The 737-nt window shown below is 70.1% G+C and carries 1 protein-coding gene; it reads right to left on the reverse strand.

The annotated features are described in order from the left end of the window. Positions 1 to 691, reverse strand: a 691-nt coding sequence (locus FV560_RS19960) for a hypothetical protein (protein ID WP_235020256.1), incomplete at its 3' end; no start/stop codon positions are given. Positions 692 to 737 lie beyond the last annotated feature (46 nt).

Below are 737 nucleotides of genomic sequence, written 5' to 3' on the forward strand. Positions count from 1 at the left end.
AACGCACCTGCTCGACCGTGACCGGCGAACGCGTGTTCTCACACCGGCCCACCACCCCGGCCCCGAACACACCCGCACCGCTGTGCTCGTCGAAGGCGTGTTGATCGAGGGCGTGCTGGTTGAGGGCGTGCTGGTTGAGGGAGTCGGCCCGTAGGTGTAGGTACAGCATCACCGTGCGCCCCGTGGTCTGCGGACTGGTGGTGTCGGTGGCGGCCGGGTCATCGTCGGTCATGCCGGCCGGGCCGATAGGGGCACCAGCCCCGGTGGTGCATCCGCAGGTGGCGTCCTCCGCAGCCCCGGTGCCGTCCAGTGGGGCCGCGCCGTCATGTGCGCCGTCACCGGGCGCAGGCAACATCGTGGCCTTCCCGCGGGCGAGGTCACCCAACGCGATCGAGCGGCGCACGTCCTCACTCGCATCCGGCATGAGGGTCTTCAATGCGGCGGCGCGGGCTGTCACGGCTGCTTCCAAATCGAGCGCGTCGGCCACATCCAGCCCGCCATCGAAACCGACCACAGCGCCCGTGCTGGGGTCAGCGGCCGTGGCGAGATCACCCAGGTGGATGTTCACCCGCCGGCCCTCGAGGGCGGCCTGCTGGTCACGTTCAGCCTGCTCGGGGTCGAAGGCCTCCATCGCCGCGGCAACGGTGCGCTCAATCTGGCCCAGCGAGCAGGACCCGATCGACCACGCCACCTGCCCATCCACCCAGGCTGCCCCATCGGTAGGGAGTCGCTTCGTC

This window comes from Ruania rhizosphaerae (genome assembly GCF_009805705.1).
Lineage (GTDB): Bacteria > Actinomycetota > Actinomycetes > Actinomycetales > Beutenbergiaceae > Ruania > Ruania rhizosphaerae.